Source organism: Brevundimonas aurantiaca (assembly GCF_014199955.1).
Classification (GTDB): Bacteria; Pseudomonadota; Alphaproteobacteria; order Caulobacterales; family Caulobacteraceae; genus Brevundimonas; species Brevundimonas aurantiaca.
The window spans coordinates 661,195-682,582 of sequence record NZ_JACHOQ010000001.1 but is presented as its reverse complement, the minus strand read 5'-3'; the positions used below and the strand labels follow the sequence as shown (position 1 = coordinate 682,582).

Genomic DNA, 21,388 nt, shown 5'->3' with positions numbered 1-21,388 from the left:
GCGGATGATTTGATGCCCGAAACCAAAACCTCAGTTCCGTTGGCGCATAGCCTCGTCCCCGCCGGTCCCGTCGCCGACCCCGCCGCCGCCGAACGCCTGCACGAAACCCTGTTCGAGGCCGCCGCATCCGAGGGCTGGGCCGACACTCTGGACGCGGCCTGGCCGGCCCTGGCGTCCGTGGCGGGGGCCTCGCCCTATCTCGCCGGCCTGATGCGGCGTCGCCCCGCCCATCTGCGCCGCCTGCTGGAGACCAATCCGACCTCGGGCCTGATCCGCATCCTCGCCGACACCGACGCCCTGAACGCCGAACCCGATGAGGTCCGCGCGCCTCTGCGGGTGCTGAAGGCCGATCTGCACCTGCTGACGGCCCTGGCTGACCTCGGCGGGGTCTGGGACCTGGATCAGGTGACCGGCGCCCTGTCCGGCTTCGCCGACGCCGTCTGCCGCGCCGCCCTGCGCGCCGTCGCCGCCGAGCAGCGGGCGAGGGGGCGGCTGGTCTCGCCGCCCGACGATCCGCGCGGCCCCGTCCCCGGCCTGTTCGGCCTGGCCATGGGCAAACATGGCGCGCACGAGCTGAACTATTCGTCCGACATCGACATCTCCCTCTTTTTCGAGCCGCGCCTGATGGGGCTGGCCCTGCGCGAGGGCGAGGAGATGCAGGACTTCGCCAATCGCGTCGGCAAGGGGATCGCCGGCCTGCTGAGCGAACGCACCGCCGACGGCTATGTCTTCCGCGTCGACCTGCGGCTGCGGCCCGATCCGTCCTCGACCCCGCCGGTCGTCGCCGCCCCGATGGCCCTGGCCTATTACGAGAGCGTCGGCCAGAACTGGGAACGGGCGGCCTTCATCAAGGCCCGGCCCGTGCTGGGCGATCCCCGCGCGGCCGCCCGTTTCGTCAAGGCCCTGCGGCCCTTCGTCTGGCGTCGCAGCCTGGACTACGCCGCCGTTCTGGACATCCAGTCGATCAAGAAACAGATCCACGTCCACAAGACGGGCGAGGGGCTTCAGGCCGCCGGCGCCAATCTGAAACTGGGTCGGGGCGGCATCCGCGAGATCGAATTCTACGCCCAGACCCAGCAGCTGATCCTGGCGGGACGCGACCCGGACCTGAGGGCGCCGCGCACCCTGGCCGCCCTGACCGCCTTGGCCGAGGCCGACCATATTCAGACCGCGGTCGCCGAGGAGATGTCGGCCGCCTATGTCGAACTGCGCGGGCTGGAACACCGGGTCCAGATGCTGGACGACGAACAGACCCACCGCCTGCCCGAGAGCCCCCAGGCGCGCGCCGCCGTCGCCGCCCTGGCCGGCTGGGCCGATCTGGCCGCCTTCGACGCCCATGTCGAAGCGCTGCTGGGGCGGGTCAACGCCCGCTACGGCGAGCTGTTCGAAGGCGGGGAAGACCTGGATTCCAGCTACGGCAGCCTGGTCTTCACCGGGGTGGAGAACGATCCAGAGACCCTTCTGACCCTGGGCCGCATGGGGTTTTCCGAGGCGGCCTCGGTCGCCGACACCATCCGGTCCTGGCACCACGGCCGCATTCCCGCGACCCGGACCGAGCGGGGCCGCGAACTGTTCACCCGCCTGGCGCCGCGCCTGCTGGAGGCCCTGGCGCGCACGGGCGCGCCGGACGAGGCCTTTCGCCGGTTCGCCGTCTTCTTTTCGGGCCTGGCCGCCGGGGTTCAGGTTCAGGCCCTGTTCCTGAACCAGCCCAAATTGTTCGAAATGGTGCTGGGGGTCATGGCCTTCGCGCCGCGCCTGGCCCGCACCCTGGGCCGTCAGCCTGCGGCCCTGGACGGGATTCTGGACGCCCGCTTCCTGGCCGACCTGTCCGACGACACCGGCCTGGGCGAACAGATGCTGCGCGAGGCGGGAGAGGCGGAGGATTTCGAAGGGGCGATGAACGCCGTGCGGCGCCTGCACCGCGAACAGATGTTCCGCATCGGCCTGCACGCCATGACCGGCCGCGCGGGGGCCGAGGCCGCCGGCCGGGCCTATGCCGATCTGGCCGACGCCGCCATGCGTATCCTGGCCCCTGCCGCCCTGGTCGAGGCGGAACGGCTGGGCGGCGCCTTTCCCGGCGCGGTCGCCGTGGTGGCCCTGGGCAAGGCCGGGTCGCGCGAGATGACGGCCGGGTCGGACCTGGACCTGATGACCCTCTACGACGCCCCGCCCGAGGCCGTGTCCGAGGCCAAGGGCTGGACCGCCGACGTCTTCTACGCCCGCTTCACCCAGAGGCTGATCGCGGCCCTTTCGGCCCATACGGCCGAGGGCGGCCTGTATGAGGTGGACATGCGGTTGCGGCCCACCGGGTCCAAGGGCCCGGTCTCGGTGCGGCTGTCCGCCTTCGACGACTATTACGCCGCCGAGGCCGAGACCTGGGAGTTCATGGTCCTGACCCGCGCGCGCGTGGTCTGGGCCAGCGACCCGGCCTTCGCCGAGCGGGTGTCGGCGGGGATCGAGGCGGCGCTGCGGCGGCCCCGGCCGGGCGTCAACGTGGCGGCGGATGTGCGCCGGATGCGCGCCCTGATGGATCGGGAACGCCGTCCGCACGGCTTCTGGGATCTGAAGCTCTCGCCGGGCGGCCAGGTGGACGCCGAGTTCGCCGCCCAGTACCGCCAGCTTCAGGCTGCGGCGGCGGGCGAGCCCTTGACCCTGTCGACGCTTCAGGCCCTCGGGCAAGACCCGATCCTGGCCGAGGCCTGGCGCATCCAGCAGCGACTGGCCCAGCTCCTGGCGGCCGCCTTCGAAGGCCGGGTCGATCCCGAGGCCGAGCCGGCGGTCTTTCAGCAGCGGCTGGCCGAGGCGGCGGGGGCGCCCGACTTCGAGGGCCTGAAGACCCGGCTGACGGACCTGCGCGCCCAAGCGCGTCGGGCCTTCGAGCAGGCGGTTCCGGCCGGTCGCGACGGAGAATCGCCGGACCCGCGTTCAACCTCCTGACGGGGCGACGAAAAGGCCGTGCTTGCCACGGCCCAGGAGAAGATCGAGATGAGAACAACCTTGCTGACCGGCCTCGGCGTCATCGCCTTGGCGGGCCTGGCCGGCGCCGCCACGGCCCAGACGCCGCCCCCAGGTCCTGCGCCGACGGCGGCGCATTCGGGACCCCAAGCCGACCGCCCCCATCATCGACGCGGTGAAGCCCGTCGCGCCGGTCCGGTGACGCGGGCCGAATTCGTGGATCAGCACATCGCGCGTCTGACCGCCTTGGACGCCGACCGTGACGGCGTGGTCAGCGTCGCCGAGCGCGAGGCCGCCGTTCAGGCCCGGCGCGCCCGGCACGCGGATTCGCGCTTCGCCAAGCTGGATGCGAACGGCGACGGCGCGGTCAGCCGCGCCGAGTTCGAGGCCGCCCGCGCGGCGCGCGGCGAGGCCGGCGGTCGTCGCGAACGGGCGGGTCGCGGCGACGGACCTCGTCGCGGCAAGGACGGCGCCCATCGCCAGGCCGGTCCGGTGACGATTTCGGACGTCGCCGCCAAACTGGGCGAACGGTTCGACACGATGGACGCCGATCACGACGGCGTCGTCACCCCCGAGGAGCGCCGTGCGGCCGCCCAGGCCCACCGCGCCGAACGGCGTCAGGCCCGCTCCGCGCAACAACCGGCTTCCCCGCCGGCCGGTTCGGCGTAAGAACAGTGTCGGGGTCGGCCGTCGCGCGCGAATCGGTCCCTTTCGTCCGGATCGGAAGAGGCAGGCTTGGTCGCGATCATCGACCCCGACGAGGATCTGGTGCGCCGCGTGGGTCAGGGCGATCCGGCGGCGGCCCAGGCGCTCGTCGCGCGCAAACTGCCGCGCATCCTGGCCTTGGCGCAGCGGATGCTGGGCGATGCGGTCGAGGCCGAGGACGTGGCTCAGGAAACGATGTTTAAGGCGTGGAAACAGGCGCCCCGGTGGACGCCGGGCCAGGCGCGGTTCGACACCTGGCTGCACCGGGTGGCGCTGAACCTCTGTTACGATCGGCTGCGGCGTCGTCGCGAGATTCCGACGCAAACGCCCCCCGACCGTCCCGACGAGGGACCGGCCCCGGATCGGGGTCTGATGGCGGCCGAAACGGGCTTGCGGGTCGGACAGGCGTTGAGCCGCCTGCCGGATCGGCAGCGCGAGGCGGTGGTCCTGTGTCATTATCAGGAACTGTCCAATATCGAGGCGGCCGCCCTGATGGAGATCAGCGTCGAGGCGCTGGAAAGTCTGTTGTCGCGCGGTCGCCGCGCATTGCGTCAGTCCTTGTCGGACCTGGCGCCCCGCGCCCCGGCTGCGGCGCTGAGAGGAGAGGCGAGATGAAGGCGCAACGGTTGCACGCCCTGGCGGAGGCTTACGGCGCCGACCTGCGTCGATGGCCGGCGTCCGAACGCGCCTTCGCCGAAAGCCTGATCGCGGCTGATCCGTCGCTGAAGGCGGTGCTCGACGAGGCGGCGGCGCTGGACGCCCTGCTGGACGCCGCGCCGGCGCCGGCGCCCTCGGCCGTCCTGACCGCGCGGGTTCTCGCCGCCGCGCCCAAGGCCAGAAGCCGTCGTTTCCATCTGGACCGGCTCGCCTTCTATCTGGGCGCCGGCTGGGCGGCGGCGGCCTGCGCCGGGGTTGTGGCGGGGGTCGGCCTGACCAGCGAACTGACCGCCAACGAGCGGGCTGATGCGGTGCTTTATCAATCCAGCCTGACCGGGGTGGACGATACGGAGGTTCTTCGATGAGCGGACGCGGGCTGAAAATCGCCCTGGCGGTCTCTGTGGCCCTGAACCTGTTCGCCCTGGCCGGCGGGGTCGCCTTCGCCGTCAGCCGGGCCAAGGTGGACCAGCACGTCGCCGAACAGCGCCAGCCCGGTCGCGCCGGCGGCTTTCGCGCCCTGGTGGCGGAGCTGAGCCCCGAAACCCGACGCGAGGTGCGCGCCCGCATGCGCGCCGTCGCCCTGTCGGCCCGTCCCGATTTCGACGCCGCGCGCGAGGCCCGCCGTCAGGCGGTCGAGGCCGCGCGCCAACCGCAGATGAATCCCGAGCGGGTCCAGGCCCTGCTGAATGACTCCCGCGCCGCCGAAATGCGCGGCCGCGCCCGTCTGGAAGGCGGCGCCATCGCCATTCTGGGCGCCCTGGACGTCGAGGACCGCCGCATCATGGCCGACATATTGGCGCGCAAGGGACCAGGCGCCGGCCGGGCCGATCGCCCGGCCGGCGAGGGGCCGCCGCCGCCCGAAGCCGGCGACGTCCCTCGCTGACCTCAGGCCTTGGAGGCGCGGAAGGCGGCGACAGCCTGAACCGCCTCGCGCACCGAGCTCTCGATGGCGGCCCAGTCGCCGGCCTTCACCGCCGCGTCCGTCACCAGTTTGGATCCCATGCCCGCCGCCACGATTCCGGCGCCGAACCATTTGGCGATTGAGGCTTCGTCGGGATCGACCCCGCCGGTCGGCATGATCTTGACCCAGGGCATCGGACCCTTGACCGCCTTGACGAAGTCCGGCCCGCCGACCGACGAACCAGGGAACAGTTTGACGATGTCGCAGCCCAGTTCATGCGCCTCGCCGATGTCGGTCACCGAGCCGCAGCCGGGGAAGTAGGCGACCATGCGCCGGTTGCAGACCTTGGCCACGTCGGGGACCAGGCAGGGGCTGACCACGAAACGCGCGCCCCGGTTCAGATAGAGGGCCGCCGTGCCGCTGTCGACGACCGAGCCGATGCCCAGAACCACCCAAGGATCGGTCTTGATCAGTTCGCGATTGATCTCGCCGAACAGGTCGCAGGCGAAGTCGCCGCGATTGGTGAACTCCACCACCGGCGCCCCGCCGCGCGCACAGGCGCGGATGACGTTCAGGCTGACCTCGGGATCGGGATGATAGAAGACCGGGCAGACGCCCTGGGTCTGAAGCGCCTTCAGCACGCTGACGCGATCATGGGCCATGTCTCAAATCTCCGCCTGTCCGACCCGCGCCGGAACGCCTGTGTTTCCTCGACCGGTCGCCCGGCCTTCGCGTCCTGCTTATCCCAGCCGCCGCAGAAAACGAAAGCCGCGCGGTCCGGTTCGAGGCGCTGTCGCGGAACATATTGTTTCACCGGCCGTCTTCGACGCCGCGTCCAAAACCGTTTAGGAGGCGGACCAGCAATAGGAGAGCCCCCGCCATGATGACCGCCATCTTCGTCTTCATCAAAACCGAGCTGGGCTACGCCAATGAGGTGGCCGCCGACATCGTGGACCATGTGGAGAACGTGTCGGAGGTCTATTCGACCTCGGGCCAGCACGATCTGCTGGCCAAGTTCAACCTGCCGCGCGACGCCGACATCGGGACCTTCGTGACCAAACAGGTCCAGACCCGACCGCATGTCCGCGACACCTTCACCGTCATCACCTTCTCGCCCTTCCTGCCGAAGGGGGGCTAGGATTTTCCGGCGCCGGTCTTTCGCTTGACGGCGTCCCTGCGCTCCTCCGCCTCGTCGTCCTCGCCGACCTTTTCCTCGACCGAGGCCGAGAACCGCTGGAAGGCGCCCAGGCCCACCAGCACCAGGACGGCCGCGATCAAAAGGGCGGTCGGATAGATCAGCTGGCTGACGTCCTCGCGCGCCGTCTTGAACACCACCACCAGGGCCTCCAGAAACAGGGCGATGACGATGGTGGACAGGAATTTCGTCAGGCTGCGCCGGGCCTCGGCGGCGCTGCGCCGCTCATTGCCACGCCGCACCTCGTCCTCGAAGATGTATTTGGCCACGTCGAAGACGGCGATGGCGACGATGACATAGCCCAGCACGTCCAGCACCGCCTCGGCCCCCGACTGGCCGGGGGCGTGAATGGTCTCCAGGGCGTCCTTGACGCCGAAGCCGATCAGGGCGGTGGCGGCCAAAAGCAGCAGCAGACTGGCGCCGCCGAACACCGCGCGGGTCAGATAGGTCATGGTCGGCCCCCTTGTTTCAGACCACCAACGCGCGGGCCGCCAAGCTGTTGCCTGGGCGCAAATGACCGTAGCCAATCGAAACCCATCTGCTAACCTCCCCTCCAAAGAGGAAACGCGGGGAACACGCGACATGACCGATCTGGACGCCTTCCGCACCGAAACGCGCGCCTGGCTGGAAGAGAACTGCCCGCCCGAGGTGCGCGGTCCCATGGCCTCCGAGGCGGATACGATCTGGGGCGGGCGCGACGCCGTCTTCGCCACGCCGGGGCACAGGCTCTGGCTGGAACGGATGGGCGCGCGCGGTTGGACGGCGCCGGAATGGCCCCGAGAGTACGGCGGCGGGGGCTTAAGCCGCGAAGAGGCCAAGGTGTTGGCGTCGGAGCTGCGGCGCATCAAGGCCCAGCCGGCCCTGGCCAGTTTCGGCGTCTGGATGCTGGGCCCGGCGCTTCTGGCCTTCGGGACCGAAGAACAGAAGAAGCGGTTCCTGCCCGAGATCGTGCGCGGCGAAATCCGCTGGTGCCAAGGCTATTCCGAGCCCGGCGCCGGCTCCGACCTGGCCTCGATCCAGACCAAGGCGGAGGATCGCGGCGACCACTGGATCGTCAACGGCCAGAAGATCTGGACCTCCTACGCCGACAAGGCCGACTGGATCTTCTGCCTGGTCCGCACCGATCCGGAGGCGCCCAAACATCTGGGCATCTCCTTCGTCCTGTTCGACATGAAGACGCCGGGCGTCACCACCCGGCCCATCACCCTGATCAGCGGCAAGTCCCCCTTCTGCGAAACCTTCTTCGACGATGTGCGGGTGGAGAAGGAAAACCTGGTCGGCACGCTGAACCGCGGCTGGGACGTGGCCAAATATCTGCTGGCCCATGAGCGGACCATGATCGGCGCCATGGGCGAGGTCGGCGCCGGCCGGCCCCTGCACCAGACTGCTCTGGAGACGATCGGCGCCGACGCCGAGGGCCGGCTGGACGACCCCATGCTGCGCGCCCGGATCGCCGAGCTGGAGATCGACGCCGCCGCCTTCCGCCTGGCGATGGAGCGGGCCGGCGATCAGATGAAGGCCAAACAGGCCCATCCGGCCATCGCCTCCATGCTGAAATACTACGGCTCGGAACTGAACAAGCGCCGCCACGAACTGCGGATGGCGGCCGGCGGGATCGACGCCCTGGAATGGGAGGGCGAACGCTCGCACGGCGGCGCCGCCGCCCGCGACTGGCTGCGCACCAAGGCCAATTCCATCGAGGGCGGGACCAGCGAGATTCAGCTGAACATCATCGCCAAACACCTGCTGCAACTGCCGGGCGCCTGAGCCCCGCCGTCTCCTCCCCACGCAGTGGGGAGGGGGACCACGAAGTGGTGGAGGGGTTCTTCCGCCGCACAGCCCTGGGACCCCAATGCCCCTGATCCTGACCGAAGAACAGACGATGCTCCAGGACGCCGCCGACGGCTTCTTGGCCGAACACGCCCCGCTGGACCATCTGCGCAAACTGCGTGACGATCGCGATCCCGACGGCCTGTCGCGCGACCTGTGGCGCGGCTTCGGCGAGATGGGCTTCGCCGGCGTCCTGATCCCCGAGGCGCACGGCGGCCTGGGCCTGGGCGCCGTCGAGGCGGGGGTGATCGCCGAAAGCCTGGGCCGCTCCCTGACCCCGTCCCCCTTCATGGGCTCGGCCATCCTGTCGGCCAAGGTGCTGAGCGACGGCGGCTCAGAGGTCCAGCAGGCCTGGCTGCCCCGGATCGCGGCAGGCGAGGCCGTCCTGTCCCTGGCGATCGACGAGGGGGCCAAACACGCGCCCAGCCGCATCACCGCGCGGGCCGAACGGTCCGGCAACGGCTTTCGCCTGAACGGCGCCAAGGCCCTGGTTCTGGACGGTCACATCGCCGACGCCCTGATCGTGGCGGCGCGGGCGGAGGAGGGGATCACCCTCTTCCTGGTCGATCCGAAGACGGACGGGGTCGCGGTCGAACGCACCGTCATGGTCGACGCCCACAACGCCGCCCGCGTCACCCTGACCGACGTCGAAGTCGACGCCGACGCCGTGATCGGCGCCGTCGGCGGGGGGGAGGCCCTGCTGAACCCTGCCCTGGCGCTGGGGCGCGCCTGCGCCGCCTCGACCCTGACCGGCGCCGGGGACCAGGCGTTCAAGATCACGCTTGAGTATCTGCGCACCCGCAAACAGTTCGGCCGCCTGATCGGCGAGTTCCAGGCCCTGCAACACCGGGCCGCCCATCTCTATACCGAACTGGCCCTGGCCCGCGCCGCCACTCTGGCCGCGCTCCAGGCCATCGACGCCGGCCGCGACGACGCCGACCTTGCGGCCTCCGTCGCCAAGGCCAAGGCCGGCCGCGCCGCCGAACTGGCGGTGCAAGAGGCGGTCCAGATGCACGGCGGCGTCGGCATGACCGACGCCTTCGACGTCGGCCTCTATATGAAGCGCGTCCGCGTCCTCAACGAACTCCTGGGCGACGCTCAGTTCCACACCGAACGGTTGGCGAGGAGCCAGGGGTTTTGAGGGGCGATCAATCCTCGTCCATCTTCAGGGCGGCGATGAAGGCTTCCTGGGGGATTTCGACCTTGCCGAACTGGCGCATCCGCTTCTTGCCGGCCTTCTGCTTCTCCAGCAGCTTCTTCTTGCGGGTGGCGTCGCCGCCGTAGCATTTGGAGGTCACGTCCTTGCGCAGGGCGCGCACGGTCTCGCGGGCGATGATCTTGCCGCCGATGGCCGCCTGGATCGGGATCTGGAACAGATGGGGCGGGATCAGCTCCTTCATCTTCTCCACCATGCCCCGGCCGCGCGTCTCGGCCCGCTGGCGGTGGACCAGCATGGACAGGGCGTCCACCGGCTCGGCGTTGACCAGGATGGACATCTTCACCAGATCGCCGACCTTGTATTCGGTGATCTCATAGTCGAACGAGGCGTAGCCCTTGGAGATGGACTTCAGCCGGTCGTAGAAGTCGAACACCACCTCGTTCAGCGGCAGTTCGTAGACCACCATGGCGCGGCTGCCGACATAGGACAGCTCCACCTGCTGGCCGCGGCGGTCCTGGCACAGTTTGATCACCCCGCCCAGGTATTCGTCGGGGGTCAGGATGGTGGCCTTGATCCAGGGTTCGGCTATGGTGTCGATCTGCATCACGTCGGGCAGGTCGGCCGGATTGTGCAGGTCCATCTCGGAGCCGTCGCGCAGGCCGATCTTGTAGACGACCGACGGGGCGGTGGCGATCAGATCCAGGTTGAACTCGCGGCTCAGCCGCTCCTGGATGATCTCCAGGTGCAGCAGACCCAGGAAGCCGCAGCGGAAGCCGAAGCCCAGGGCGGCGCTGGATTCCATCTCATAGGTGAAGGAGGCGTCGTTCAGCCGCAGCTTGCCGATGGCGGCGCGCAGGTCCTCGAAGTCGGCGGCGTCCACGGGGAACAGGCCGCAGAAGACCACCGACTGGACCTCCTTGAACCCCTTCAGCGGTTCGGCCGTGGGGCGTTTCTCGTCGGTGATGGTGTCGCCGACGGCGGCGTGGGCCACTTCCTTGATCTGGGCGGTGATGAAGCCGACCTCGCCGGGGCCCAGCTGGTCCACCGGGGTGTTCTTGGGCAGGAAGACGCCGACCCGGTCGATCAGGTGGGTCGAGCCGTTGCGCATCATCTTGACCCGCATGCCGGTCTTCAAGACGCCGTCGAAGACGCGGACCAGGACGACGACGCCCAGATAGGGGTCGTACCAGGCGTCGACCAGCATGGCCTTCAGCGGGGCGTCGGGGTCGCCCTTGGGCGCCGGCAGGCGGGTGACGATGGCCTCCAGCACGTCCTCGATGCCCAGGCCCGACTTGGCCGAACATTCCACGGCGTCGGAGGCGTCCAGGCCGATGACGTCCTCGATCTGGGCCTTGACCCGCTCCGGCTCGGCGGCGGGCAGGTCGATCTTGTTCAGGACCGGGACGATCTCGTGATTGTTGTCGATGGCCTGATAGACGTTCGCCAGGGTCTGGGCCTCGACCCCCTGCGAGGCGTCCACCACCAGCAGCGAACCCTCGCACGCCGCCAGAGACCGGCTGACCTCATAGGCGAAGTCCACGTGGCCGGGCGTATCCATCAGGTTCAGCACATAGTCCTGGCCGTCGCGCGCCTTATAGGTCAGGCGCACCGTCTGGGCCTTGATGGTGATCCCCCGCTCCTTCTCAATTTCCATCGAGTCGAGCACCTGTTCAGACATCTCGCGCTGGGTCAGGCCGCCGGTGTGCTGGATCAGGCGGTCGGACAGGGTGGACTTGCCGTGGTCGATGTGCGCGACCACGCTGAAATTCCGGATGTTCGAGATCGGAGGAGTCGTCATCCGCGCGCCCCTAACATGCGTATTCCTTTTGGACCAGCCGCCCAGGTCCGGCGGGAACGCCCCGTCGTAGATTACACCTCTGCAATGTTGCTCGTCCGGGTTTGAGGCGGAGGCGCGGACGAGGTATTAGCCAAGCACCTTCCCGACCGGCGCGAGCCGGCGATCCGCTTCGCCTGAAACCGAGGAACTCCCCCGTGTCCATGACGACCCGAACCGCTGCCGCCCTCTGCGCCGTCGCCCTGTCGGCCCTCTTGGCGAGTTGCGGCGGGGGAGGCGAGGAGAAGAAGGCCGACACGACCGCCGGCGCGCGCCAGACCGTCACGGCCGCCACGGTGGCTTCGATCAACCTCAGCCGCACCGTCAGCGCCTCGGGCTCGGTTTCGGCCTGGGAGGAGGTGCCGGTGGCGGCCGAGACCGGCGGCCTGACGGCCGTCGCCGTCTATGTGGACGAAGGCTCCTACGTCCGTCAGGGCCAGCCCCTGGTGCAGATGAACGACGTCCTGCTGCGCGCCCAGCTGCGTCAGCAGCAGGCCCAGGTGCAGCAGGCCGAGGCCAACGTCGCCCGCGACGATGCGGCCCTGACGCGCGCCCAGCAGCTGAAGGAGCGGGGCTTCCTCAGCCAGGCGTCCCTGGACACGGCCCTGGCCAATCAGCGCAGCTCCAACGCCAATCTGGCGGCCGCCCGCGCCGCCCTGTCGGAAACCCAGACCCGCCTCAGCCAATCCACGATCCGCGCGCCCGTCGCCGGTCTGATCACCAGCCGCAGCGTGACCAAGGGCCAGATCATCGCGGCCGGGACCGAGCTGTTCCGCATGGTGCGCGACGGTCGGCTGGAGCTGGACGCCCAGGTGCCCGAGACCGAACTGGCCCTGGTTCGCGCCGGTCAGTCGGCGACCGTGACCTCCAGCGAGGCGGCGCCCACGACCGGCACGGTGCGGATCGTCACGCCGCAAGTCGATCCGGCCACCCGCCTGGGTCTGGCCCGCATCTCTCTGGCCCCGGCGGCCCAGCTGCGTCCCGGCATGTTCGCCCGCGCCGAGATCGCCGTCGGCGACCAGCCGGCCCTGGTCGTGCCAGGGGCGGCGATCGTCTATCGCGAAGGCAAGCCGGGCGTCTATGTGATCGGCCAGGGCGAGGCGGTTCGCTTCGCTCCCGTGACCACGGGCGCGCGCACAGGCGATCAGGTGGCCGTTCAGGGCCTTCAGGCCGGCCAGCGCGTGGTGGTTCAGGGCGCCGGCTTCCTGGGCGAGGGCGACCACGTGACGGTGGCTCCCGCGACTGCGGCTCCGGCCGCCGCTGCTCCGGCCCCTGCCGGCCAAGCCGCGCGCTAAGGAACCGGACCGATGGGTTTTCAGAACATCTCGTCCTGGTCGATTCGGAATCCGATCCCGATCGTCCTCTTGTTCGTCGTCCTGACGATCGCTGGGACGATGAGCTATTTTAAGCTCCGCACCAACAACTTCCCCGACGTCGACCTGCCGGTCGTGGCCGTCACCGTGATCCAGTCCGGCGCCGCGCCGACGGAGATGGAGACCCAGGTCACGCGCCTGGTCGAGGACGCCGTGGCGGGCCTGGGTTCGGTCAAACACATCACCTCGGTGGTCAATGAGGGGGTGTCGACCACCTCGATCGAGTTCCAGCTGGGGGTGAACCTGGAGAAGGTCACCAATGACGTGCGCAACGCCGTCAGCGGCATTCGCCAGAACCTGCCTGCCGACGTTCAGGAGCCGATCGTCCAGCGCATTGAGTTCACCGCCATCCCCTTCGCCAATTTCGTCGTGCGGGCGCCGGGCATGAGCCCCGAGGAGCTGAGCTGGTTCGTCGACAATACGGTGGCCAAACGCCTGCTGTCGGTGCGCGGCGTCAGCCAGATCAGCCGCGACGGCGGCGTCAGCCGGGAGATCCGCATCAAGCTGGACCCTGCGCGCCTCGCCGCCTCGGGCGTCACGGCGGCCCAGGTGTCGAACCAGCTGCGCGCCTCCAACATCAACCTGCCCGGCGGCCGCGGCGAGATCGCGGGCGAGGAACAGGCCATCCGCACCGTGGGCTCGGCCCAATCGGTCGAACAGCTGCGCGAGACCCTGATCCCCATCGGCGAGCGCAGCGTGCGCCTGGGCGACCTGGGCGAAGTCACTGACGAATGGTCCGAACCGCGCGGCCGCGCCCGGTTCAACGGCCAGGAGGTGGTCGGCTTCGGCGTCTCGCGCGCCATCGGCTCCTCCGAGGTGGACGTCTATGACCGGGTCAAGGCCGAACTGGCCAAGCTGGACGCCGAACGCGCGGATGTGACCTTCGAAGAGGTCGCCAACACCACTGAAGACGTCGTCAACAACTTCCACGCCTCGGTCGAGACCCTGGTGCTGGGCGCCCTTCTGGCCATCGCCGTGGTCTTCATCTTCCTGCGGGACTGGCGGGCGACCCTGATTGCGGCGGTCGCCATGCCGCTGTCGCTGATCCCGACCTTCTGGGTCATGGATCTGACCAATCAGTCGCTGAACGTGGTGACCCTGCTGGCCCTGTCCCTGACCATCGGCATCCTGGTCGATGACGCCATCGTGGAGATCGAAAACATCGTCCGGCACATCCGCGACGGCAAGCCGCCTTATCCAGCGGCGATCGAGGCGGCGGACGAGATCGGCCTGGCGGTCATGGCGACCACGGCGACCCTGGTGGCGGTCTTCGCCCCGACCGGCTTCATGCCGGGCATCGTGGGCCAGTTCTTCAAGAGCTTCGCCATCGCCACCTGCGTCAGCGTGCTGTTCTCCCTATTGGTGGCGCGGACCCTGACGCCCCTGATGGGCGCCTATCTGCTGAAGCGCGACCAAGGCAAGGAACACGGCGATCCCTTCTGGATGGGACCCTATCTGAAGGCCCTGAACTGGGCGCTCGGCGACGACTGGCGCAAACGTCGGGCCGAGCATCATCCGCAGGCCGGCTGGTTCCGCCGCAAGGTGGCGGACCGGGTGTTCGATCACCGCGTCTGGGTGCTGGGCATGGGCGTGCTGTTCTTCTTCCTGTCCATCTTCATGGCCAGCCGCCTGCCGGGCGAGTTCATTCCGGTCGAGGATATTTCGCGTTCCACCGTGACGGTTCAGTTCCCGCCCGGCACGACCCTGTCCGAGACGGACGCGGCCGTGCAGCGGATCAATCGCGAACTGATGAAGCGGCCGGAAGTCGAGTCGGTCTATTCCTCGATCGGCTCGGCCACCACCAGCTTCGGGCCGGGCGGCGGCGGATCGTCGGGCGAGGTGCGCAGCGCCAATCTGACCGTCAATCTGGTCGGACGCTGGGACCGCAAGCTGAGCCAGCAGGCGTTCGAGCGCGACATGGGTCCGACCCTGCGTCAGGTGCCGGGCGCCCGCGTCCAGTTCGGCGCCTCGGGCGGGGGCGGGGGCTCCAGCCTGCTGACCATCGCCTTGGTCGGCGACGATCCCGACGTCCTAGAGCCGGCGGCCGCCAAGGTGGAGCGGGAGATGCGCAACATCTCCGGCCTGTCGAACGTCGTCTCCTCCGCCTCTCTGGTGCGGCCTGAAATCCTGGTCACGCCGCGGGCGGACGTCGCCGCCCTGCAAGGGGTGTCCACCCAGGACATCAGCCAGGTGGCGCGCGTCGCCACCCTGGGCGACGCCGATCAGCTGCTGGCCAAGTTCAACCTGGGCGACCGTCAGGTGCCGATCCGCGTCATGCTGAAGGAGGACGCCCGCTCGGACCTGGGGGTGCTGGAGACTCTGCGCGTGCCGACCGCCTCGGGCGCCACCGTCCCACTGTCGGCGGTGGCCGACATCACCTTCGGCGCCGGGCCGAACCAGATCAACCGTCTGGACCGACTGCGCGTCGCCAACATCACCGCCGAGCTGAGCGGCCTGACGCTCAGCCAGGCGACCGAGGCGGTCAACGCCCTGCCGTCGATCAAGAGCCTGCCCCAGGGTGTCAGCCAACAGCCGTCGGGCGACGCCGAAAGCTTCCAGGAGCTGGGCGCGGGCTTCGCCTTCGCCATCATCACAGGCATCCTGCTGATGTATGTCGTGCTGGTCCTGCTGTTCAAAAGCTTCTTCCACCCGATCACCATCCTGGCGGCGCTACCGGTGTCGTTCGGCGGCGCCTTCTTCCTGCTGCTGGTGACGGGCAAGTCGCTGTCGATGCCGGCCCTGATCGGCATCATCATGCTGACCGGGATCGCGGCCAAGAACTCCATCCTGCTGGTCGATTACGCCATCATGGCGATGGAGAAGGGGATGAACCGCCACGACGCCCTGATGGACGCCGCCCACAAACGGGCGCGGCCGATCATCATGACGACGATGGCCATGGGCCTGGGCATGTTGCCGATCGCCGCCGCGTTCGGGGAAGGCACCGCCTTCCGCTCGCCGATGGCCATCGCCGTGATCGGGGGGCTGATCACCTCCACCGCCCTGTCGCTGCTGTTCGTGCCGGTGGTCTTCAGCCTGATCGACGGCCTGAAGCGTCGCATGGAAAGCCGGTTGAGCCGTCTGACCCACGGGCAGCATGGGCATGAGGAGCCGGCGGCGGAGGATCGGATCGGCTGATCTACGTTCCTCGTGAGACGATGAGGCCCGGCCGGAGACTTTCCGGCCGGGCCTTCTTCTGGCGATGGTGAAGGGCCGGCGTGGCGGGAGGCGGCGAACCGGATGCGGAATCGGCGAACGTCCGCTATGGGTGGTTAGCGGACACCCACACTTCCGCGGTTGACCCGCGAAGGTCACTTGGGTCCACGATACTGCTAGACGGCATGTCAGGTAGACGGCATGTCAGGGAGCGGCGACAACGCCATCGGAAGCGGCCTATCGGCTGGAGGGGGGCAGATGCACGCGACTTGGACAGCTTTTCTTGCCGTGTTTGGCATCGGATCCATCGTTGCTGCGCTAATCGCTCGCGGCGTTGCTATAGCCCAGCTTCGCCAAGCTTGGATAAACGCCCTGAGAGACGATCTGGCAGAGGTCTTCGCGACCTCCGATCGGATCGCCAAACTGGTGAGAGACCCAGACAATACGCCTGAAGGCGCGGCGAAGCTGACAGAGCAGGCTCATCTTTCGATGGCGGCACATCGGAGAGTTCTCTTGCGGCTAAACCCGTTAGAGCCTTTGCACTCGAGCCTGAAGGGAAGGCTGGACGATCTTGTGAGGGTTGGGGGTCACGACGAATATATCGCCAAGATCGATGAGGCCCTGTCGACGGCTCAGGCTTTGCTGAAGCTGGAGTGGGAGGTCACTAAGTATGGGGCGTTCGCAGGGTTGGTCGGTCGGCTGAAAGTGCTGTCTTCGCGAGTTCGGCGTCGGTTCACGTCTATTCGCTGAACTTAGGGGTTCAGGGTCCGCAACGGGTCGGACTGCGAAAATGCCGCCGGCTCCTAAACCCGACCTTCCCCGCTCGCGGGGCGGCAGGCATAGCCTCGGCCGCCCCCCCTCCTCCCCGTCATCCTCGGGCTTGACCCGAGGATCGGGCCCGGATCGGGCGCTGCGTCCGGGGTCTCGCACAAGCGGCGGCCCCCTCGATCCTCGGGTCAAGCCCGAGGATGACGGGGTCAAGCCCGAGGATGACGGAAGGGGAGTAAGCGCCTTCCGGTCGAAGGGCGGCCGCCTCCGCCGCCATCCCGTCCCCCTGCAAAGAAAAAGGGCCGGCCGGTTTCCCGGTCGGCCCTTCGTCGTTCCGCCCTGTCAGCCCTTGGGGCCGCGGCGGTTCAGACGATCAGTATTTGACCTTCAGCGTCACGCCCCAGGTGCGCGGGGCGCCCAGGTAGGCGTTGTAGGTCGCCGTGTCGGTGGCGATGTTGTAGTAGGTGCCGTCCGCCTGGGGCGTGGTGGTGTTGGTGAAGGCCGTGCCCTGCAGCGGGGCGGCGAAGGCCACCTGGGTGTATTCTTCCTGCAGCAGGTTCTGCCCCCAGACATCCACGGTCCAGCGCTCGTCTTCCGAACCGATCGAGATGCGGCCGTTCACGACGGTGAAGGCCTCCTGGTTCTTGTACGGCAGCAGGTCCGAGCCGGTGTTGTACTCGGTCGAATATTTGGCCGACAGGTTGAAGCCGCCGCGCAGGCCGCCGCCCAGCGAGCGGTCGAAGGCCAGGGCGCCGGTCAGCGACCATTCCGGAGCGAAGGAGGCGCGGGCGCCCGGCAGCAGCGACAGCTGCGGGAAGCGCGCCGGGTTCGACAGATCGGCGCCGGTGAAGTCGCCGTACTTGGCGTCGGTGTAGGTGACGCCGCCCTGGAAGGACAGGCCCTCGATCGGGGTGAACCAGACCATGTCGGCGTCGACGCCGCGCGAGGTCAGTTCCGGGATGGATTCCACCACGAAGGCGGTGCCCAGGAAGGTGTTCAACTGGAAGTTTTCGAACTTCTGGTCAAAGTAGGTGATGTTCAACAGCATGGTGCGGTTGAACAGGGTCGTCTTCAGACCGGCCTCATAGCTGTCGACCGTCTCGGCCTCGAAGAAGAGCGAGGCGTCAGGCGTCACCCCCGTCTGCACCCGGTCCATATTGTAGCCGGCGCCCTTGTAGCCGCGGGCGTAGGAGACATAGCCCATGACCGAGGGGTTCAGGCGGTAAGAGGCCTTAAGCGTGCCGCTCAGGTCGGTGTCGCTGAACTTCTCCTGGATGCGGCGGTTGTCGTACTGCGGGTTGGACCAAGGCAGGCAGAGCAGGCCGAGGGCCGCCGCTGGGGTGGCGACATTGGCCGTGCCGGGGATGGGCGAGACCGCTCGATTGGCCGGGTTCTGGTTCGCCAGGGCGCCGCCGCAGGCCGCGCCGTTGGTCCCCAGATTGTCCTGCAGGCCCAGCAGACGCTTGCTGTCATAGGTGTAGCGCAGACCCAGGTTGATCTCGAACGCCTCCGTCACCCGATAGGTGTTGTTGGTGAATACGGCGACCGATTCGGACTTCTGGGAATAGTGGTCCTCATAGGCCTTGCCCGTGCCGAAGGTCGGGGCGGCGGCGCTGGGGGGCACGGCGCCGATCACGCAGAGCGGCTGTCCGGCGGCCGGACCGGCCGTGCCGACCAGGAAGCCCTGGGGATTGGTGAAACAGCCCAGGCGGCTGGGGCTGGGGCCGCCCACGGAGGCGGGAAGGGAGGCCGTCAGCAGCAGGGAGGCGAAGGCGTTGTAGTCGGCGCCGTAGACATAGCTGTCGTCGCGATAGACCTCCTCCTTGGTGGCGAACAGGCCGACCAGCCAGTCGAACTTGTCCGTCGTCCCGGCCAGGCGCAGTTCCTGGGTCAGGTTGCCGACCCCATAGCCGTTGGAGCCGTCATTGGCGCGGTACAGGATGTCGGCGCCGGTGTAGTCCAGGTCCATCCCCTGCTGGAACGACCAGTCGCGCCACGAGGTCTGGGACGTCAGGGTGGCGTTCAGGCTGGGCAGGTCGATGGTGGCCTCCGCCGACAGACCCATGTCCTCGATCTCTTGCGGGGTCTCGCGGTTCGAATAGGCGGTGCGGCTGAAGGGCACCGTGCCGAAGCCGGCGACCGGCGGACGCTGGCCGGGGCCGTTCGGCGCCGTCAGGGCGGCGATGAAGGCCTGGGTCGGGCCGACGCGGGTCTGAACGGCGGCGCAGCAGTATTCGTCGCGCTTGGTGTAGTCGGCGATCAGGCGGATCGACACCTCGTCGCTGGGCAGGATCAGCAGCTGGCCACGGCCGGTCCAGTAGTCCTGGGTGTTGTCTTCCGTCAGGGTGCGGGGGCCGTCGCCCAGATTGACGTCATAGAAGCCGTCGCGCTCGCGATGGGCGACGAACAGGCGGCCGGCGATCTGATCGGTCAGGCCGCCGGTCACCGAGACGGAGCCGCCGACGGCGCCGTAGTTGCCGGCGGTCAGTTCGGCCGAGATCGACGGGTCGAACGACGGACGTTCGGTGATGATGTTGATGACGCCGGCCGAGGTGTTCTTGCCGAACAGGGTGCCTTGCGGCCCCTTCAGCACCTCGATGCGGCTCAGTTCGCCCAGGTCGCCGAAGCCGACCGAGTTGCGCGAACGATAGACGCCGTCGATGACCACGCCGACCGAGCTTTCCAGACCGGGGTTGTCGCCCACGGTGCCGGCGCCGCGGATACGGACGGTGGTCGAGGCTTCCGACTGGGTCGAGGTGACGGTCATGCCGGGGGTCAGGATCTGCAGATCCTTGATGTCCTGCACGCCCGCGCCGTCCAGCACCTCCTGCGACAGGGTGGTGACCACGATCGGCACGTCCTGCAGGCTCTGTTCGCGCTTCTGGGCGGTGACGATGATGTCGTCCACGGTCGCCGGCGCCTCTTGGGCGGCGGCCATGCCGGCGAAGCCGAAGGCGGCGGCGCCGACCACAGCGGCGGACACGGTGGTTCTGAGGTAGCGGTTAGTGTGGCGCAACGAAGCGTCCTCCCGGCTCTGAAGCTCGGTCGCGGGGCGACCGAAGCGTTTCCTATTTCCCAATCGACGCGCCTCTGCGTGGAGGCGCGTTCAGTAAGGTGAGGCTAAGCCTGCTTCCCGCCGAACGACAAGCGAGCGCTGATACCCGCGACCATTTTTCGCCCTAGTTCGGCCCTTCTGTGACACGGAAGAGACAGAAAATTTTGACGCTAGGTCAGTCTTCAGCCGATCAGCGACGAGTCCGCGCCTTGCGAAAGCGTCCAGGCGGGCGCAACTGACCGCCATGCCCGTCCACGCCGACTACCGCCCCGCTCCCGTCTTCTTCGATCTGGGGCCGGACTTCGCCGACGCTGTGGAGGCCGCGCGCTTTCCCAAGGCCGATTTGCGTTTCCGCAATCAGCGCGCCGCCGCCGAGGTGGGGCTGGACGGGCTGAGCGAGGCCGAATGGATCGCCGCCTTCGGCCGGTTCGAACCCCTGCCGGGCCAGCCGGGGCCGTTGGCGATGCGCTATCACGGCCATCAGTTCCGTCACTACAACCCCGACCTGGGCGACGGGCGCGGCTTTCTGGCGGCCCAGATGTGGGAGACGCCGCAGGCGACGGCCGCGCGGCGCGGCGCGCGGCCTCGGCTGCTGGATCTGGGGACCAAGGGATCGGGCCAGACGCCCTGGTCGCGCGGCGGCGACGGTCGGTTGACCTTGAAAGGCGGGGTGCGCGAAGTTCTGGCGGCCGCGATGCTGGAGGCCCTGGGGGTTCCGACCAGCCGCGCCTTCTCCTTGATCGAGACCGGCGAGGCGCTGGAGCGGGGCGACGAGCCGTCGCCGACCCGTTCGGCCGTCCTGGCGCGCCTGTCCCATTCCCATATCCGGTTCGGCACCTTCCAGCGGGCGGCCTATCTGGGGCGGGTCGATCAGATCGAAGCGCTGATCGAGCACGTCCGCAGCCTGTATCACCCACAGGTCGCGGCGGGGGACGCGCCCGGCCTGCTGCGCGCCGTCGTCGAGGCCTCGGCCAGACTGACCGCGCGCTGGATCGCGGCGGGTTTCGTCCACGGGGTGCTCAACACCGACAATCTGAACGTCACGGGCGAGAGTTTCGACTATGGCCCCTGGCGCTTCCTGCCGTCCTATCAGCCGGGCTTCACCGCCGCCTATTTCGACCAGACCGGCCTTTACGCCTTCGCCCGCCAGCCGGAGGCGGTGTTCTGGAACCTGACCCAGTTGGCCGGATGCCTGAAGCTGGTCGCCGAGGTCGAGCCCCTGACCGACGCCTTGAACGGCTTCGGCCCAGCCTATATCCGCGAATTGCGTGCGGCCTTTCTCATGCGGTTCGGCGTGCTGAGCCTGGGGGAGGCGGCGGACCAACGGCTGGTCGACACGGCCCTGGCCCTGCTGCGCGAAGGCGGGGAGGGGCTTCGCTGGGAGCCGCTGTTCTTCGACTGGTTCGGCGGCTTCGCCTCGGCCGCGCGCGCCTTGTCGGGACCGCGCGCGAAACTCTATCAGGGCGAGGCCTTCGACGCCTTCCGCTTCGCCCTGATGGCGCACGAGCCCGACCGGATCGAACGGCTGGAGCATCCGATGTTCGCCGCGCGCGAGCCCGAAGAAATGCTGATCGACGAGGTCGAGGCGATCTGGGCCGCCATCGACGCCGCCGACGACTGGGCGCCCTTCCGGGCCAAGCTGGCCCGGCTGGAGGCGGCGCGCCTCGCCTGGGCCTTCACCGCTTGATGCAGAACCTTACAAAATCGTCATCTCGTTTATCGATAATTTTCTTGCCTGTTTATCGATGAAACCATATCGATAGTCACTAAGGCGCTGCGGAGGGCGCGCCGAAGGAAGGG

At 68.6% G+C, this 21,388-nt stretch carries 16 protein-coding genes; 12 read left to right on the top strand and 4 right to left on the bottom strand.

Annotated elements, in window-relative coordinates; genetic code table 11:
- Positions 1-12: 12 nt before the first annotated feature.
- The 5 genes from GGQ93_RS03330 to GGQ93_RS03310 all read left to right on the top strand — a co-directional run bounded on the left by GGQ93_RS03330 (position 13) and on the right by GGQ93_RS03310 (position 5,200).
- Positions 13-2,937 carry a bifunctional [glutamine synthetase] adenylyltransferase/[glutamine synthetase]-adenylyl-L-tyrosine phosphorylase gene (locus tag GGQ93_RS03330; RefSeq protein WP_183215109.1) on the top strand — a complete coding sequence of 975 codons (2,925 nt, stop codon included), beginning with the start codon at positions 13-15 and terminating at the stop codon, positions 2,935-2,937.
- A 48-nt stretch (positions 2,938-2,985) separates the two neighbouring features.
- Positions 2,986-3,624, top strand: coding sequence for an EF-hand domain-containing protein (locus tag GGQ93_RS03325; protein WP_152950981.1), 639 nt, complete (start codon positions 2,986-2,988; stop codon positions 3,622-3,624).
- Positions 3,625-3,690: 66 nt separating this feature from the next.
- On the top strand, positions 3,691-4,275 hold the full coding sequence (locus tag GGQ93_RS03320) for an RNA polymerase sigma factor (protein ID WP_183215108.1): 585 nt from the start codon (positions 3,691-3,693) through the stop codon (positions 4,273-4,275).
- Positions 4,272-4,682, top strand: coding sequence for a hypothetical protein (locus GGQ93_RS03315; protein ID WP_054766675.1), 411 nt, complete (start codon positions 4,272-4,274; stop codon positions 4,680-4,682). Before GGQ93_RS03320 ends, GGQ93_RS03315 begins: the two co-directional genes overlap by 4 nt.
- Positions 4,679-5,200: a periplasmic heavy metal sensor gene (locus tag GGQ93_RS03310; RefSeq protein ID WP_054766674.1), complete on the top strand. Its 522-nt coding sequence runs from the start codon at positions 4,679-4,681 to the stop codon at positions 5,198-5,200. The genes GGQ93_RS03315 and GGQ93_RS03310 overlap by 4 nt, the downstream gene beginning before the upstream one ends.
- 2 nt (positions 5,201-5,202) lie before the next feature.
- Here GGQ93_RS03310 and GGQ93_RS03305 read toward each other — a convergent pair whose 3' ends face one another.
- Entirely contained in the window at positions 5,203-5,880 is a 678-nt protein-coding gene (locus GGQ93_RS03305; protein WP_054766673.1) for a bifunctional 4-hydroxy-2-oxoglutarate aldolase/2-dehydro-3-deoxy-phosphogluconate aldolase, read from the bottom strand.
- A 218-nt stretch (positions 5,881-6,098) separates the two neighbouring features.
- Between GGQ93_RS03305 and GGQ93_RS03300 the strand changes: the two genes are divergently transcribed.
- The gene (locus GGQ93_RS03300) at positions 6,099-6,356 is read left to right on the top strand and encodes an Lrp/AsnC ligand binding domain-containing protein (protein WP_152950978.1); all 258 of its coding nucleotides are present in this window, start codon (positions 6,099-6,101) and stop codon (positions 6,354-6,356) included.
- Here the strand turns inward: GGQ93_RS03300 and GGQ93_RS03295 are convergent.
- A complete protein-coding gene (locus GGQ93_RS03295; RefSeq protein WP_183215107.1) occupies positions 6,353-6,865 on the bottom strand; it encodes a GNAT family acetyltransferase in 513 nt (170 codons plus the stop codon). The two genes, GGQ93_RS03300 and GGQ93_RS03295, sit on opposite strands and share 4 nt — an antisense overlap.
- 130 nt (positions 6,866-6,995) lie before the next feature.
- Here GGQ93_RS03295 and GGQ93_RS03290 point away from each other — a divergent pair, with 130 nt between their 5' ends.
- Both GGQ93_RS03290 and GGQ93_RS03285 read left to right on the top strand, forming a co-directional pair.
- A complete protein-coding gene (locus GGQ93_RS03290) occupies positions 6,996-8,180 on the top strand; it encodes an acyl-CoA dehydrogenase family protein (RefSeq protein ID WP_183215106.1) in 1,185 nt (394 codons plus the stop codon).
- 85 nt (positions 8,181-8,265) lie between these two features.
- Positions 8,266-9,384 carry an acyl-CoA dehydrogenase family protein gene (locus GGQ93_RS03285; protein WP_183215105.1) on the top strand — a complete coding sequence of 373 codons (1,119 nt, stop codon included), beginning with the start codon at positions 8,266-8,268 and terminating at the stop codon, positions 9,382-9,384.
- Positions 9,385-9,391: 7 nt separating this feature from the next.
- On the opposite strand, the gene lepA is transcribed toward GGQ93_RS03285, so the two are convergent.
- Positions 9,392-11,200, bottom strand: a complete 1,809-nt coding sequence (gene lepA, locus GGQ93_RS03280; protein WP_054766668.1) for a translation elongation factor 4 — start codon at positions 11,198-11,200, stop codon at positions 9,392-9,394.
- A gap of 200 nt (positions 11,201-11,400) precedes the next feature.
- On the opposite strand from lepA, the gene GGQ93_RS03275 reads away from it, so the two are divergent.
- The 3 genes from GGQ93_RS03275 to GGQ93_RS03265 all read left to right on the top strand — a co-directional run bounded on the left by GGQ93_RS03275 (position 11,401) and on the right by GGQ93_RS03265 (position 16,515).
- A complete protein-coding gene (locus GGQ93_RS03275) occupies positions 11,401-12,531 on the top strand; it encodes an efflux RND transporter periplasmic adaptor subunit (protein ID WP_183215269.1) in 1,131 nt (376 codons plus the stop codon).
- 12 nt (positions 12,532-12,543) lie between these two features.
- Positions 12,544-15,747, top strand: coding sequence for an efflux RND transporter permease subunit (locus GGQ93_RS03270; protein ID WP_183215104.1), 3,204 nt, complete (start codon positions 12,544-12,546; stop codon positions 15,745-15,747).
- Positions 15,748-16,023: 276 nt separating this feature from the next.
- Entirely contained in the window at positions 16,024-16,515 is a 492-nt protein-coding gene (locus tag GGQ93_RS03265) for a hypothetical protein (RefSeq protein WP_183215103.1), read from the top strand.
- A 391-nt stretch (positions 16,516-16,906) separates the two neighbouring features.
- Here GGQ93_RS03265 and GGQ93_RS03260 read toward each other — a convergent pair whose 3' ends face one another.
- Positions 16,907-19,471 carry a TonB-dependent receptor gene (locus tag GGQ93_RS03260; protein ID WP_375782439.1) on the bottom strand — a complete coding sequence of 855 codons (2,565 nt, stop codon included), beginning with the start codon at positions 19,469-19,471 and terminating at the stop codon, positions 16,907-16,909.
- Between the two features lie 361 nt (positions 19,472-19,832).
- Between GGQ93_RS03260 and GGQ93_RS03255 the strand changes: the two genes are divergently transcribed.
- On the top strand, positions 19,833-21,275 hold the full coding sequence (locus GGQ93_RS03255) for a protein adenylyltransferase SelO family protein (protein WP_183215102.1): 1,443 nt from the start codon (positions 19,833-19,835) through the stop codon (positions 21,273-21,275).
- The last annotated feature ends 113 nt before the right edge of the window (positions 21,276-21,388 follow it).

What these genes read in the sequence shown, in the direction of transcription:
- GGQ93_RS03330 (WP_183215109.1), top strand. Translation starts at nt 13, where the DNA reads ATGCCCGAAACCAAAACCTCAGTTCCGTTGGCGCATAGCCTCGTCCCC.
- GGQ93_RS03325 (WP_152950981.1), top strand. Translation starts at nt 2,986, where the DNA reads ATGAGAACAACCTTGCTGACCGGCCTCGGCGTCATCGCCTTGGCGGGC.
- GGQ93_RS03315 (WP_054766675.1), top strand. Translation starts at nt 4,272, where the DNA reads ATGAAGGCGCAACGGTTGCACGCCCTGGCGGAGGCTTACGGCGCCGAC.
- GGQ93_RS03310 (WP_054766674.1), top strand. Translation starts at nt 4,679, where the DNA reads ATGAGCGGACGCGGGCTGAAAATCGCCCTGGCGGTCTCTGTGGCCCTG.
- GGQ93_RS03305 (WP_054766673.1), bottom strand. Translation starts at nt 5,880, where the DNA reads ATGGCCCATGATCGCGTCAGCGTGCTGAAGGCGCTTCAGACCCAGGGC.
- GGQ93_RS03300 (WP_152950978.1), top strand. Translation starts at nt 6,099, where the DNA reads ATGATGACCGCCATCTTCGTCTTCATCAAAACCGAGCTGGGCTACGCC.
- GGQ93_RS03295 (WP_183215107.1), bottom strand. Translation starts at nt 6,865, where the DNA reads ATGACCTATCTGACCCGCGCGGTGTTCGGCGGCGCCAGTCTGCTGCTG.
- GGQ93_RS03290 (WP_183215106.1), top strand. Translation starts at nt 6,996, where the DNA reads ATGACCGATCTGGACGCCTTCCGCACCGAAACGCGCGCCTGGCTGGAA.
- GGQ93_RS03285 (WP_183215105.1), top strand. Translation starts at nt 8,266, where the DNA reads ATGCCCCTGATCCTGACCGAAGAACAGACGATGCTCCAGGACGCCGCC.
- lepA (WP_054766668.1), bottom strand. Translation starts at nt 11,200, where the DNA reads ATGACGACTCCTCCGATCTCGAACATCCGGAATTTCAGCGTGGTCGCG.
- GGQ93_RS03275 (WP_183215269.1), top strand. Translation starts at nt 11,401, where the DNA reads ATGACGACCCGAACCGCTGCCGCCCTCTGCGCCGTCGCCCTGTCGGCC.
- GGQ93_RS03270 (WP_183215104.1), top strand. Translation starts at nt 12,544, where the DNA reads ATGGGTTTTCAGAACATCTCGTCCTGGTCGATTCGGAATCCGATCCCG.
- GGQ93_RS03265 (WP_183215103.1), top strand. Translation starts at nt 16,024, where the DNA reads ATGCACGCGACTTGGACAGCTTTTCTTGCCGTGTTTGGCATCGGATCC.
- GGQ93_RS03260 (WP_375782439.1), bottom strand. Translation starts at nt 19,471, where the DNA reads ATGGCCGCCGCCCAAGAGGCGCCGGCGACCGTGGACGACATCATCGTC.
- GGQ93_RS03255 (WP_183215102.1), top strand. Translation starts at nt 19,833, where the DNA reads ATGCCCGTCCACGCCGACTACCGCCCCGCTCCCGTCTTCTTCGATCTG.